Raw genomic sequence first — 12,418 nt, forward strand, 5'->3', positions numbered from 1 at the left:
CCGATGCGTTTGCTCCTGGTGGAAGACCACGTACCGCTGGCTGATGAATTGATGGCCGGCCTCAACCGGCAGGGTTACGCCGTGGACTGGCTGGCCGACGGCCGCGATGCGGTGTACCAAGGCAGCAGCGAGCCTTATGACCTGATCATTCTCGACCTCGGTCTGCCGGGTTTGCCGGGGCTCGACGTGCTGGCGCAATGGCGGGCCGGCGGCTTGGCCACGCCGGTGCTGATCCTCACCGCGCGCGGTTCCTGGGCCGAGCGGATCGAAGGCCTCAAGGCCGGCGCCGACGATTACCTGACCAAACCCTTCCACCCGGAAGAACTGCACCTGCGGGTCCAGGCACTGTTGCGCCGCTCCCACGGCCAAGCCAATCAGCCGACGCTCAAGGCCGCAGGTTTGCATCTGGATGAAGGTCGCCAGTGCGTGACCCGCGATGGCGCCGACATCCAGCTCACCGCCGCCGAGTTTCGCCTGCTGCGCTATTTCATGCTGCACCCCGAACAGATCCTTTCCAAAAGCCACCTCGCCGAACACCTCTACGACGGTGAAACGGAACGCGATTCCAACGTGCTGGAAGTCCACGTCAATCACCTGCGACGCAAACTCGGCCGCAGCGTGATCGAAACCCGTCGCGGTCAGGGTTACTTGTTCGGCGGGCAAGCCCAGTGAGATCGATCCAGCGCCGCTTGAGCCTGGGCCTGATCAGCGTGATGGTGATCTTTGGCCTGGTGCTGGCGCAAACCAGTTTATGGCTGTTCGAAATGGGCTTGCAGCGCTACCTGGAAGCGGGGTTGCGCGACGACAGCGAAAACCTGCTGGTGGCGCTGGTGCGTGGGCCGCAGGGGTTGCAACTGGATGAGCGGCACTTGTCGCCGGCCTATCAGCGACCGTTTTCCGGACATTACTTCCGTATCGACTTTGCCGACAGGCATTGGCGTTCCCGCTCGTTATGGGATCAGGATCTACCGCAGCTCGACCATGTCGGCCTGCACAGCAACCTGCAACTGGGGCCGGAAGGGCAGCAGCTGCTGGTGTTGCGTTCGGACTATCGCCGGTTGGGCCAGGCGATTTCCATTAGCGTGGCACAGGATTACACCCCCATACGTGAGAGTTTCTGCCGCATGCAACAGGTCGGTCTGGGGCTGGGGCTGGCGGGGTTGTTGTTGATTTTACTGTTGCAACGAATCACCGTGCGCCGCGCCTTGCGCCCGCTGGAAAATGCCCGCGAGCAAATCGCGCAGTTGCAGCAGGGCCAGCGCTCGCAACTCGACGAAGAAGTGCCGCTGGAACTGGAACCGCTGGTGGCGCAGATCAACCATTTGCTGGCCCACACCGAAGACAGCCTCAAGCGTTCGCGCAATGCGCTGGGCAATCTTGGCCATGCCTTGAAAACGCCACTGGCGGTGTTGTTGAGTCTGGCTTCCAGCGAAAAACTCGATGCTCAGCCGCAGCTGCGCAAAGTCATGCTGGCGCAATTGGAGCAGGTTCAGCAACGGCTCAATCGCGAACTCAACCGCGCCCGGTTGTCCGGCGATGCACTGCCAGGGGCGTTGTTCGATTGCGATGCCGAACTGCCGGGATTGCTGGCCACGTTGAACATGATTCACGGCGAACACCTGGACCTGAGCTACCAGTCACCGGCCGGTTTGCAACTGCCATGGGATCGCGAAGATCTGCTGGAATTGCTTGGCAACCTGCTGGACAACGCCTGCAAATGGGCGGATGCCGAGGTGCGGTTAAGCGTGGTCGAAACGGCAGAAAGGTTTGAGTTGAGCGTGGAAGACGATGGCCCGGGGATTCCCGAAGACCAGCGCGCTCAGGTGTTCAGCCGCGGTACCCGGCTTGATGAACAGACGGATGGGCATGGGCTGGGGTTGGGTATCGTGCGCGACATCGTCGACACGTGGGGCGGGGTGTTGAAGTTGCAGGAAAGCGAGTGGGGCGGGTTGAAGGTCACGATCGAATTGCCCAAACGCTGACCCCCATCCGAAGGACGCCGCCTTAACCTGTCAGTTAAGCGCAATCCATGTGGGAGCGGGCTTGCTCGCGAAGACGGCAGCACAGTAAACATTGATGTTGCCTGACCCACCGCTTTCGCGAGCAAGCCCGCTCCCACATTGGATCTGTGTTGCCTGCAAATTTTGTGGACAACCACTAACCCTGTAGCAGCTGCCGAAGGCTGCGTTCGGCCGCGAAGCGGTCGTAAATCCTGTGCACGCGTTCTTTCTGAAACACTGCATTGTCTGAATTCACGACTGCTACGCAGCCGAACGCAGGCTTCGCCAGCTGCTACAACGGGAGGTGTTCGCTTTGACAAGGGAACCCCGCTGCGGCACAGTGCGCGCCCTCTAATAAAACCCTTTTCTCCATCCGCTGGCGGCGCTCCTACAGACTGCCGGCCGGACTCATTCCGTTTGGCGGTGATTGCCTCACCGCGCTGCTTTTGAGGTAACAACAATGAATGCAGTAATTGCCGCGGTCGGCATCATGCTGATACTCAGCCTGTCCCGCGTGCATGTGGTGATCGCGCTGATTGTGGGCGCACTGGTCGGTGGTTTGACCGGTGGCCTGGGCATCGACGCGACCCTGAAAGCTTTCAACAGCGGCCTCGGAGGCGGCGCGACGGTTGCGTTGTCCTACGCCTTGCTCGGTGCATTCGCGGTGGCCATCGCCAAGTCTGGCCTGGCCCATGCGCTGGCCGATAAAGCCCTGGCCATGGTCGATCGCCAGCACGCCAACGGTGGCACCAATGTCAAATGGCTGTTGATCGGCCTGCTGTGGCTGGTGGCCATCGCCTCGCAGAACATTTTGCCGATTCATATCGCCTTTATCCCGTTGCTGGTGCCGCCACTGTTATATGTGCTGACCAAACTGCAACTGGACCGTCGATTGATCGCCTGCGTCATTACGTTCGGTCTGATTACGCCGTACATGTTCCTGCCCGTGGGTTTCGGCAACATCTTCCTCAATGAAATTCTGCTGGCCAACGTTGCCCGTAGTGGCGTGGACATCAGCGGCATCAATGTCACTCATGCCATGGGCATTCCGGCGCTGGGCATGGTGTTTGGTCTTGCGGCAGCGTTTATCAGCTACCGCAAGAAGCGCGTTTACGACCTCGAGAAAATCGAGAAAGTCGAACAGGTCGCGGTGCAGTACAACCCGATGAGCCTGCTGATCGCCGGTCTGGCCATTGCTGCCGCGTTCATTGTTCAGTTGTTGTTGGACTCGATGATTATCGGGGCGCTGGCAGGCTTCCTGATCTTTTCGGTGTCGGGCATCGTCAAATGGCGCGACACCGATGACCTGTTCACCGAAGGCATGAAGATGATGGCAATGATCGGCTTCATCATGATCGCCGCGTCCGGGTTTGGCGAAGTGATCAAAGCCACCGGGCAAGTGCAGACGCTGGTCGAAACCTCCGCTTCGTGGATCGGCCACAGCAAAGCCATCGGCGCGCTGCTGATGTTGCTGGTGGGCCTGTTGGTGACTATGGGCATCGGCTCGTCGTTTTCCACCGTGCCGATTCTGGCGGTGATTTTCGTACCGTTGTGCGTGCAACTGGGCTTCAGCCCGATCGCCATCGTGTGCATCGTCGGCACCGCCGGTGCGTTGGGCGATGCCGGGTCACCCGCGTCGGATTCGACCCTGGGCCCGACCTCCGGTCTGAACATCGATGGCCAGCATCACCATATCTGGGACACCGTGGTCCCGACCTTCCTGCACTACAACCTGCCGCTGCTGGCGTTTGGCTGGGTGGCGGCGATGGTTCTGTAAATACATTTACCTTGTGGGAGCGTGGCTTGCCCGCGATGAACGATTACGCGGTGTGCCTGAAAAACCGAGGCGCCTGAATCGCGGGCAAGCCACGCTCCCACAATGATCGCGTTCAACTTTTGATCCGGCGTGCCGTTAAAGCCTTTAACCACGCCAACAAAATCAAAAGAGTGAACGCCATGCGCATGAGCCTGAAGGCTAAAGTCCTATCCCTTGCCGTCCTCCCGGTGCTGCTCTTTGCGCTGGTCATCAGCCTGACCACGCTGTTCATTCTGCAGGAGCAGGCTCGCAAGGAAGTCGAGGAAACCCGTCAGCGCCTGCTCAGCGATGCCAAGGCGACTCTGCAAAGTTACGTCGCCGTGGCCATGACCACGATCAAACCGCTCTACGATGCAGCCGCCCCCGGCGATGATGCGGCGCGGGCGCAGGTGATCAAGTTGCTGTCGAGCATCACCTACGGCAAGGACGGCTACTTCTTCGGCTACGACTCCAACACCGTACGCCTGTTCAAGGCTAACAGCCCCGAAGGCGTGGGCCAGAGCTTCAAGGACAACCGTGATCCGAACGGCGTCTACGTCAACCGTGACCTGGTGAAAGTCGCCAAGGACGGTACTCATTACCTGCAATACAGCTCGACGCTGCCCGGCAACACCCAAGTGCTGGTGCCCAAACTCGGCTACACCGAATACCTGCCGAAGTGGGACATGGCGTTCGGTACGGCGGTCAACCTCGACGGCATCGAGGCTCAGGTCGCGTTGGTTGAAGCCAAGGTCCAGGAGCGCATGCAAGGCGTGGTGCTGAGCATTGTCGGGATTGCCGTGGTGGTGTTGTTGATGATTGCCGCTGCCGGGATGCTGCTGGCCAACACCATTCTGCGTCCGCTGAACCTGATGAAAGCCAACCTCGACGACATCGCGGCGGGCGAGGGCGACCTGACCCGGCGGCTGACCATCACCAGTCAGGATGAACTCGGCGAACTGGCTGGCTCGTTCAACCGTTTTGTCGACAAGATCCATGGTTTGGTGCGGCAGATCACTGAAATGACCTCGCAACTGACCGGGCTGGTGAATCAGGTGTCCGATCAGGCCCAGCGCTCGGATCAGGCCATGGAGCGTCAACGTCACGAGACCGATCAGGTGGCCACCGCGATCAACGAAATGTCGGCGGCGGCCCAGGAAGTGGCCAAAAGTGCACAAAACGCAGCGGTCGCTGCCCAGCAGACCGACGAAGAAGGCCAGGCCGCCAAGCGCGTGGTGGCTGGCAGCATCGTGAAGATTCATGCGTTGGTGAACGACATTCGCAGCAGCGGCGTGTCTCTCGACAGCCTGCAGAAAGACGTGTCGTCGATTGTCAGCGTGCTCGGGGTGATCCGTTCGATTGCCGAACAGACCAACCTTCTGGCGCTCAACGCCGCCATTGAAGCAGCCCGCGCCGGTGAGGCCGGGCGTGGTTTTGCGGTGGTCGCCGACGAAGTGCGTGCATTGGCCAGTCGCACGCAAATCAGCACCCAGGAAATCCAGAGCATGATCGACCGCTTGCAGGCCGGCACCCAATCGGCAGTCGAAGCCATGCGCCGCTCCAGCGAGGCTGGCGACGGCACGTCAGCCCAGGCCAATGAAGCGGGGGCCTCTCTGGACGCCATGGCCCAGTTGATCGGCACCATCAACTCGATGAACGCCCAGATCGCCAGCGCCGCCGAACAGCAGACCGCCGTGGCCGAAGAAATCAACCGCAGCGTGCATCAAATTGCCGTGGCCGTAGACAGCGTCGCCGACGAAACCCAGCTCGGCGCCCAGACCTCACGCAGCCTGGCCGACCTCGGTCAACGCCTGGGGAAACTGGTCGGGCAATTTCGTATCTGATCGATAGTGCTTTGTGGCGAGAGATTTGCCCCCTAATGCCTGTAAATCAGGACGCAGAACCCGTAGGAGCGAGGCTTGCCCGCGAAGAATGCACCGCGGTTTTTCATGTATTACGCGTCATCGTTCTTCGCGGGCAAGCCTCGCTCCTACAGGTCCCCTTAGCCACAGGGCAGTGTTCGTCCATGGGTAGCCGCATCGCGACTACCCTCATTAGTAAGCAAACACCGTCCAAGCGTTTGTTAGAACCCGTTTGGGGAACGGCGGTCATTTGCTTCAGGTGTCGCGCACCCGCGGTACCTTGACGACCACAACAATGGAGTCAGACTCATGATCGACAGTGAAAGTATCTGCGACTGCCCCAAATGTTCCTGCAAACTGGGCCAACATCCGATCGCGCGTCACGGCAAGCACTATTGCTGTGAAGCCTGCGCCAAGCACCACGAACACGGCGAACCCTGCGTCACCAAAGGCTGCAAGTGTGCTCAACACTGACCGTTCAGCCAAAAAAGTGGAGCCGTCCAGGCTCCACTTCGGTTTGAATCCTTCCCCTCCTTTTTGACGCTCAACTGGCCGGTCGCCAGGTCACATTCTCGATGCCGAATTTTTCCGCCAGCGGTTTGCTGGTCTTTTGCACCCGTTCACGGCCAAAGCGCGGGATCCGGCCGACGCCGGCGTCGCAACTTGCCCAGTGCCAAGCCTCTGCATTATCCATTTTGTCCAGGCGGATAATGAAAGACTTGGGCTGGCCGTGAAGGGTGTATTCAATAACGAAAAGTTTTGCATTGTTCATAAAGCCTGTATTCCTCCCTGTAGTTATAGAGGGATCGCGAGGCGCGGGGAAAATTCAGTCGGATTGTCGGACGGTGACAGTGACTGGCGACAGCCGGACGCCTCGTTATCATGGAGCCTTCCTGACTCCCGATGATCCTAGCCTATGGCCCCGGGTGTGCCGGCGGAACGGTCACAATCGGCATTGATGTTGACTGTTCCGGCCCTATCGCGAGCAGGCTCGCTCCCACAATTGATCTGCGCCGCTCACATGATTTGTGACCACCCCAAACCTCTGGTAGGAGCGAGGCTTGCCCGCGAAGGCGTCCTCAAGCCGACCTCAGACCTCAGACCTCAGGCACACCTTTCTCCCAAACCGACCAATTCTGCAAAATCTCCTGCACCAACGGGTTCCCGGTGCGGTACAGGTTTTCCAGCGCCGGCACAAACCCACCCTGATCGGCGTATTTGAGCAGGTTATCCACCTCGCTCTGGCCCGGTGCCGGCCGGTCGAAGTCGGAGCCGGCGCGCACCACCGCCAGACGCCGGACGTCCACCAGACCCTCGCGGCTGGCGCGCAGCAGCGCTTCGTAGGTGGAGTTGTCTTCCTGCTGAGTCGTGCAATAGACCCCTTCGTTATTAGTCAGCAACCTGGTCCAGACTTCAGCCCGCTCACTCAACCGCGTCCCGGAAAACCAGGTATTGCCCGCCAGCGTGTCGCACTGGGTTACCACTGGCGGCTGATTGGCTGGCGCAGACGGATACTTCAAGCGCCATGCCGCCGATTCCTTGCTCTCGCTCAGCTGGACCTTGTGGCTCAGGGCGAACGCCTTGGCCTGCAACTTCGGATTGAGTTCGAACACTTCAGTCTTGTAGTCCAGCGGCGGCTTTTCGTTCGGGCCTTTGGTGTTGATGCCCAGGTAACCGGTCGGCCAGTCTTTCGGCGCGTCCCGGGAGTCCAGCTCCCACTGGGTGCCGAACTCCACCAGATAGTGTGCCCACGCGGTGGTGCCGATGGTGCCGTGGTGCGGGCTGATGCCGGCAATCCCGGCGATCAGGAAATAACTTTTACGCAGGTCGAATTTTGGCGACAGCGCCAGAGCCAGCGTCGAGGCCGCCGCATTGGTCTGGCCCATGCCGGTGACCATCAGGCACACCTGTTGGCTGTTGCAGCGAATATTCGGGTACTCGGCGGACAGGCCCGGTACGCGCACTTCTTGCTTGAGCTCCAGGCGATCGATCCAGTTCTGCGCCTCGGGGGCGAACATGGTGATGAGCATCACTTTCGGCTGGATCGGCGTGTCATCGGCCCAGGCAGCAGAAGAGAGCAGAGTGCCGCAGGCCAGGGGCAGGGTTACGGACAGGGAAAACGAAAGACGCGTCATTGCATTCATAAAACCTCCTGATTCAAATGAGCCTTAAAACTGATAACCGACACCGGCGTAGTAGCCCCAGCCGTTGGAACGGGCGCGGAAGTCACCGTCGCCGAAATTCAACTCACTGCCGTCGTCCCAGTTGCCGCCGTTGTGGAAATAACGGCCGACCAGGGTGAAACGCAAGTGGGTGAAGGCGTAGAGCAACACGTTGGTGGCCACGGTGGCATTGGCGGTACGGGCCGGGTTGTCCTTGTGCAGGTCGGAGCCGAAGTCGAAGTTGGTGAAACCGATGTAGGTCAACGAAGCGCCGTTGCTGAAACTGCTGATGGGCACGATGTACTTGAGCTGGGCGCGGTAGCCGTCCCACGAATATTCATTACTGGCGCCGTAGTTTTCCCACTGGTAGCGGCCGTAGAAGTTGGCCGACAGATTGACCCGCGAATGGGTGTCGATGTCGGTGCCCAAACCGCTGTACAGCGTGTTGGCACGGTTGGCGCTGTTGCTGCCATGGTCGTAGATCCAGTCGAACGCGACGTACCATTCCTTGAACGGTCCGACGGCCAGGCTACGGCCGGCCAGGTAGTCGATGGAAATCCGCGGTTCGTGCTCCATGAACACCGGCGAGCCGTGGTCCCATACGCCTTTGTCATGGCTGTTGCCGATGTCGAAGATCTTCGGAATGTCGATGTAGCCGTACAACTCGAACGGCCCCTTGCGGCCGAAGTACTCATATTCCAGGTAGATGTCGTCGGCTGGTTGCGGGCCAAAGCTGATGTCTTTGCTGCCGATGACGGTCAGGTCCTGGTTGAACCAGTCCGACAGGTAGGCGCCTTTTTTCGGCGGGCTGGCTTCAGGGCTGAGGCCTTCGCCCTGGGCGGACTCTTCGGCGGTGGCCGGTTGGGCCAAAACATGGCTGCTGAGTAGTCCTGTAACGCTGGCCAGCAGCAAGGAAACAGCAAAGGTGCGCGAGCAAGTCACGCGGCTGGAGGTGCAATGCATTAAAAATCCCTTTTAGTGCGGATCGAAAGCCCGATGGTGCGGGTTTGCGCGGTTGGGTGGCGAACAGGCCGGTATCGGCGACTCGCAAACGTTTGCACAAGGTGTACCAGTTTTGTTCAAGGCGCGGAAAAATCTAAGGAATTGCCGGTTTAACTGTCCTTTCGGTCAAGGATTCGACGTGAGGGAGAAAGGAGTGGAGATCGGGGCGAAGGGATCTGGAGTGAGATATGCACCAAAGTGGTGTCGACTGTTTCCTGTAAGAGCTGCCGCAGGCTGCGATCTTTTGACTTTGGGCGATTTCAACTCTGCCGAAGCTCAAGATCAAAAGATCGCAGCCTTCGGCAGCTCCTACAAAATGGGCTTGCTGTAGAATCCTCGGCATTGACTTCACAAGGTGCAAATCCCCGATGAGCGAGCCGATTCGTCTGACTCAATACAGCCATGGCGCAGGTTGTGGCTGCAAGATCTCGCCCCAGGTGCTGGAGGTGATTCTGGCCGGCAGCGGCGCGCAAAACCTGGACCCGAAACTCTGGGTCGGCAACGCCTCGCGCGATGACGCGGCGGTGTATGCCATCGACGAAGAACGCGGCGTGGTCTCGACCACCGACTTTTTCATGCCGATCGTCGATGATCCGTTCGACTTCGGCCGCATCGCCGCCACCAACGCCATCAGCGATATCTACGCCATGGGCGGCGATCCGTTGATGGCGATTGCGATCCTCGGCTGGCCGGTCAATGTGCTGGCGCCGGAGATTGCCCGGGAAGTGATTCGCGGCGGGCGTTCGGTCTGCGATGAAGCGGGGATTCCTCTGGCCGGTGGCCACTCCATCGACGCGCCAGAGCCGATCTTCGGCCTGGCCGTGACCGGGCTGGTGGAAAAGCGCCACATGAAGCGCAACGACACCGCCACCGCCGGTTGCTTGCTGTACCTCACCAAACCCTTGGGCATCGGCATCCTCACCACGGCCGAAAAGAAGGGCAAGTTGCGCAATGCCGACATCGGCCTGGCCCGTGACTGGATGTGCACCCTGAACAAACCCGGCAGCCGTTTCGGCAAACTCGACGGCGTGACCGCGATGACCGACGTCACCGGTTTTGGCCTGCTCGGGCACTTGGTGGAAATGGCCGACGGCAGCAACGTGACCGCCCGCATCGAATATGACCGGGTACCGCTCCTGCCGGGTGTCGAGTATTACCTCGATCAGGGCTGTGTGCCGGGCGGCACGCTGCGCAATTTCGACAGCTACGCCAGCAAACTGGGGCGGCTTCAGGAAATGCACAAACGCGTGCTCTGCGACCCGCAGACCAGCGGCGGCCTGCTGATTGCGGTCACGCCTGAGGGCAATGAACAGTTTTTGGGGGTGGCAGCCGAACTCGGCCTGACCCTTGAGCCGATCGGCGAACTGGTTGAGCGACAGACCAACGCGGTAGAGGTGTTTTGATGTCTAGCGACTTCACCGATTACCGCGACATTTTCCTCAACGACCGGCCGATGATGGATACCCGCGCGCCGGTCGAATTCCTCAAGGGCTCATTCCCCGGTGTGGTCAACCTGCCGCTGATGAATGACCTCGAGCGGCAACGGATCGGCACTTGCTACAAGCAGCAAGGTCAGCAAGCGGCCATCACGCTGGGACATCAATTGGTGTCTGGCGAGATCAAGGCCGAGCGCATCCAGGCCTGGGCCGATTTTGCCCGAGCTCATCCGGATGGGTATTTGTATTGTTTTCGTGGCGGGCTGCGTTCGCAGATCGTTCAGCAATGGCTCAAGGACGAGGCCGGTATCGACTATCCGCGAGTCGGCGGCGGCTACAAGGCCATGCGCACCTTTTTGCTCGATACGCTCGACCAGGCCATTACCCAGTGCGATTTCGTTCTGCTGGGCGGCATGACCGGCACTGGCAAGACCGAGGTGCTCACGCAACTGAACAACGGGCTGGACCTTGAAGGCCACGCTCATCATCGCGGCTCCAGTTTTGGCAAGCGCGCCACCGGTCAACCCTCCAATATCGACTTTGAGAACCGCTTGGCGGTGGACGTACTGAAGAAGCGCGCCCGTGGCATCGAACAGTTCGTGCTGGAAGACGAGAGTCGCGCGATCGGCAGTTGCGCCTTGCCGCTGCCGCTGTATCAGGGCATGCAGCAATTTCCGATGGTCTGGCTGGAAGACAGCCTGGAAGGACGAGTCGAACGAATCCTGCGCGATTACGTGGTGGACTTGTGCGCCGAGTTCATCGAAGTGCATGGCGATGAAGGCTTTGCACTGTTTTCCGAGCGTTTGCTGGCGAGCCTGAACAATGTCCAGAAACGGTTGGGCGGCGAACGTCATCAGCGGATGCTGACCTTGATGGAAGACGCGCTGGCAGAACAGGCGAACAGCGGTGCGGTGGATTTGCACCGGGGCTGGATCGAAGGGTTGCTGCGCGAGTATTACGACCCGATGTATGCGTTTCAGCGGGAGAAGAAGGGTACGAGGATCGAGTTTGTCGGGGAGCGGGGGGCGGTGCTTGAATATCTGCGAGCGCGAGGTCATCAGCGGGGGTAGGTGGCGAGTTTGCTGGCCTCTTCGCGGGCAAGCCTCGCTCCTACACTGGATATTCGTTGTACACAAATGCTGTGTTCACTGAGATCCCCTGTAGGAGCGAGGCTTGCCCGCGATGAGGCCCTGACAGGCGCCCGACCGCTTACGTCGGACAGGTCTCCTGACCGTTATCCAGCCCTTGCTTGTAGCTGTGGCTCTTCAGGCTGGCCTTGCCGTTGTGCCAGGTCAGCGTGAGCACGTACAGCGAGTCGTAGTCGCTGGATTCCCAGTCATCGGTGATATTCTGTTTTTTGCCGACGGCTTCCCCGGCGACCTTGTTGATCAGCTCGGGCAGGTAGCCGTGGGACCAGGCCGTATAAATGACCGAGTTGTGATACTTGTCGTGCAGCAGTTCATCCGCCAGGTCGCTGGTATCGTTGGCCGAGAAGTTGATGTTCACCGGCAAGCCGAGCTTGATCGCGCTGGGGCTGATGGTCATCAGGGGGCGGATGTAACTGTAGGAATTATCCAGTTCGCCTTCCTCGACATTGCGTGTCGGGTTGGCGGCAAACACGTAGTTGGCCTTGCCGAACTTTTCCGGCAACAAGGTGGCCAGGTCGATGGCGCGATTCAATCCCTGACAATTGAGCTGACCCAGTCCGCCGGCGGGTTTTTCGGCGTGGCGCAAGAAGACCAGCGTCTGGATGCCGTCCGCCGGTTGGGCGCGGCTTTCACTGGATTCAAGCGACAAGAACAACGCGCTGACCGCCAGCAGGGAGGGCAGGAAGATATAGGCGCGATGCTTGAAGCGTTTGGCGAATTTCAATGGGTTCATCATCGAATAGGTCATCTTCAGCGTATTCGGTTAAGGCTGACAAACCTTGACACCGCGAGCTCCCAGCATCGGGTGTATTCCATGTCGTTGACCCGGTCCGTTTCCTACAGGGCAATGCTCAGAGTCCTCTGAAGCCCTTTGGTTCGATCCGAGCGAGGTGCCTGGCACTTTAACGGCAACCTTGAACGGATTGGGGAAAAGGTTATCGACGGGATGTTGCGGATTTATGGACACGGCACCTACCTTATTCCTCTGTAGATTATGATCCTCACTCTGATTT

General features: G+C 59.6%; 11 protein-coding genes and 1 pseudogene. 8 read left to right on the forward strand and 4 right to left on the reverse strand.

Features of this window, described 5'->3' with window-relative positions; genetic code table 11:
- Nucleotides 1-3: 3 nt before the first annotated feature.
- The 6 genes and pseudogenes from NHU87_RS00340 (at nucleotide 4) to NHU87_RS00360 (ending at nucleotide 6,131) form a co-directional block, all read left to right on the forward strand.
- The gene (locus tag NHU87_RS00340; protein WP_253544753.1) at nucleotides 4-672 is read left to right on the forward strand and encodes a response regulator transcription factor; all 669 of its coding nucleotides are present in this window, start codon (nucleotides 4-6) and stop codon (nucleotides 670-672) included.
- Nucleotides 669-1,982, forward strand: coding sequence for a sensor histidine kinase (locus NHU87_RS00345; protein WP_253544754.1), 1,314 nt, complete (start codon nucleotides 669-671; stop codon nucleotides 1,980-1,982). Before NHU87_RS00340 ends, NHU87_RS00345 begins: the two co-directional genes overlap by 4 nt.
- 478 nt (nucleotides 1,983-2,460) lie before the next feature.
- Complete coding sequence (locus NHU87_RS00350; RefSeq protein WP_253544755.1) at nucleotides 2,461-3,777, forward strand: Na+/H+ antiporter family protein; 1,317 nt, start codon at nucleotides 2,461-2,463, stop codon at nucleotides 3,775-3,777.
- Between the two features lie 185 nt (nucleotides 3,778-3,962).
- Nucleotides 3,963-4,781, forward strand: a pseudogene (locus tag NHU87_RS28535) (cache domain-containing protein); the annotation flags it as partial.
- 102 nt (nucleotides 4,782-4,883) lie between these two features.
- Nucleotides 4,884-5,639, forward strand: a complete 756-nt coding sequence (locus NHU87_RS28540) for a methyl-accepting chemotaxis protein (protein ID WP_437180812.1) — start codon at nucleotides 4,884-4,886, stop codon at nucleotides 5,637-5,639.
- Nucleotides 5,640-5,966: 327 nt separating this feature from the next.
- The gene (locus NHU87_RS00360) at nucleotides 5,967-6,131 is read left to right on the forward strand and encodes a metallothionein (protein WP_253544757.1); all 165 of its coding nucleotides are present in this window, start codon (nucleotides 5,967-5,969) and stop codon (nucleotides 6,129-6,131) included.
- A 70-nt stretch (nucleotides 6,132-6,201) separates the two neighbouring features.
- On the opposite strand, the gene NHU87_RS00365 is transcribed toward NHU87_RS00360, so the two are convergent.
- The 3 genes from NHU87_RS00365 to NHU87_RS00375 form a co-directional block, all read right to left on the reverse strand.
- On the reverse strand, nucleotides 6,202-6,429 hold the full coding sequence (locus NHU87_RS00365; RefSeq protein WP_008071169.1) for a DUF6555 family protein: 228 nt from the start codon (nucleotides 6,427-6,429) through the stop codon (nucleotides 6,202-6,204).
- Between the two features lie 325 nt (nucleotides 6,430-6,754).
- Entirely contained in the window at nucleotides 6,755-7,801 is a 1,047-nt protein-coding gene (locus tag NHU87_RS00370; RefSeq protein ID WP_253544758.1) for a purine-nucleoside phosphorylase, read from the reverse strand.
- Nucleotides 7,802-7,825: 24 nt separating this feature from the next.
- Nucleotides 7,826-8,782 carry a nucleoside-specific channel-forming protein Tsx gene (locus NHU87_RS00375; RefSeq protein ID WP_253544759.1) on the reverse strand — a complete coding sequence of 319 codons (957 nt, stop codon included), beginning with the start codon at nucleotides 8,780-8,782 and terminating at the stop codon, nucleotides 7,826-7,828.
- Between the two features lie 407 nt (nucleotides 8,783-9,189).
- Between NHU87_RS00375 and selD the strand changes: the two genes are divergently transcribed.
- Entirely contained in the window at nucleotides 9,190-10,224 is a 1,035-nt protein-coding gene (gene selD, locus NHU87_RS00380; RefSeq protein ID WP_253544760.1) for a selenide, water dikinase SelD, read from the forward strand.
- Nucleotides 10,224-11,327, forward strand: coding sequence for a tRNA 2-selenouridine(34) synthase MnmH (gene mnmH / locus NHU87_RS00385; RefSeq protein ID WP_253544761.1), 1,104 nt, complete (start codon nucleotides 10,224-10,226; stop codon nucleotides 11,325-11,327). The genes selD and mnmH overlap by 1 nt, the downstream gene beginning before the upstream one ends.
- A gap of 139 nt (nucleotides 11,328-11,466) precedes the next feature.
- Here the strand turns inward: mnmH and NHU87_RS00390 are convergent, their stop codons facing one another.
- The gene (locus tag NHU87_RS00390) at nucleotides 11,467-12,138 is read right to left on the reverse strand and encodes a histidine phosphatase family protein (protein WP_437180813.1); all 672 of its coding nucleotides are present in this window, start codon (nucleotides 12,136-12,138) and stop codon (nucleotides 11,467-11,469) included.
- Nucleotides 12,139-12,418: the final 280 nt, after the last annotated feature.

The sequence above is a fragment of the Pseudomonas mandelii genome (assembly GCF_024138395.1).
Taxonomy (GTDB): domain Bacteria; phylum Pseudomonadota; class Gammaproteobacteria; order Pseudomonadales; family Pseudomonadaceae; genus Aquipseudomonas; species Aquipseudomonas mandelii_E.

Bases quoted from the DNA above. Each gene is read 5' to 3' on its own strand.
- NHU87_RS28540 (WP_437180812.1), top strand. From the start codon at position 4,884: ATGGAGCGTCAACGTCACGAGACCGATCAGGTGGCCACCGCGATCAAC.
- NHU87_RS00370 (WP_253544758.1), bottom strand. From the start codon at position 7,801: ATGAATGCAATGACGCGTCTTTCGTTTTCCCTGTCCGTAACCCTGCCC.
- NHU87_RS00365 (WP_008071169.1), bottom strand. From the start codon at position 6,429: ATGAACAATGCAAAACTTTTCGTTATTGAATACACCCTTCACGGCCAG.
- selD (WP_253544760.1), top strand. From the start codon at position 9,190: ATGAGCGAGCCGATTCGTCTGACTCAATACAGCCATGGCGCAGGTTGT.
- mnmH (WP_253544761.1), top strand. From the start codon at position 10,224: ATGTCTAGCGACTTCACCGATTACCGCGACATTTTCCTCAACGACCGG.
- NHU87_RS00390 (WP_437180813.1), bottom strand. From the start codon at position 12,138: ATGAACCCATTGAAATTCGCCAAACGCTTCAAGCATCGCGCCTATATC.
- NHU87_RS00360 (WP_253544757.1), top strand. From the start codon at position 5,967: ATGATCGACAGTGAAAGTATCTGCGACTGCCCCAAATGTTCCTGCAAA.
- NHU87_RS00350 (WP_253544755.1), top strand. From the start codon at position 2,461: ATGAATGCAGTAATTGCCGCGGTCGGCATCATGCTGATACTCAGCCTG.
- NHU87_RS00375 (WP_253544759.1), bottom strand. From the start codon at position 8,782: ATGCATTGCACCTCCAGCCGCGTGACTTGCTCGCGCACCTTTGCTGTT.
- NHU87_RS00340 (WP_253544753.1), top strand. From the start codon at position 4: ATGCGTTTGCTCCTGGTGGAAGACCACGTACCGCTGGCTGATGAATTG.